The sequence below is a fragment of the Staphylococcus sp. 231237_7MaSpsaltlick genome, from assembly GCF_043107035.1.
Map to the genome: position 1 here is coordinate 1 of NZ_JBICNX010000284.1, position 565 is coordinate 565.

Below are 565 nucleotides of genomic sequence, written 5' to 3' on the forward strand. Positions count from 1 at the left end.
CTTAGTTACACCCCCTATCAAATAAACATTAAAAACAAAATTATATTTTGGTTATCCTAATATCATTGATGTTAGGATAGCCATTTTTAACGTATGGTATTTCATAAGTGAAATTAATGATTATTAAGTAGTATTGATATGAGGAAATGCAACAAAAAGTCCCTTTCATATAAAAATTAAAGAAAAGAGCACTCATATCAATAGAATGAGTGCTCTTTTCTAATTAAGTTCTGAGAAATGGATTTGTTTACGTCGAGAACACTTACCTCGACATTATATACGTTGAATGAATGGAAAAACTCCATAATTTAAGTATGTACATATGTAAGTACGTTTGTTATCATTTATAATGAGGTGATTAAAATTGTTTCAATATAAATCAAAAGTTATGAAGTATGGGAATGGTCAGGCAATCAGTATTAGTAAAGAAATTATGGAAAAAGCAGGTTTAAATATTGGAGACAAATTAGAAATTGAATATGCAGAGCAACATAGAATTGTTTTTAAAAAAGTTAAGGAAGAAACACTAAAAGAAAAAATCCAAACATTTTATAAAAATGGGGGT

The 565-nt window shown here is 27.3% G+C and carries 1 protein-coding gene; it reads left to right on the forward strand.

Annotated features, from left to right (window positions below; genetic code table 11):
* Positions 1–364: 364 nt before the first annotated feature.
* Positions 365–565, forward strand: a 201-nt coding sequence (locus ACF91D_RS31475) for an AbrB/MazE/SpoVT family DNA-binding domain-containing protein (RefSeq protein WP_392438656.1), incomplete at its 3' end; no start/stop codon positions are given.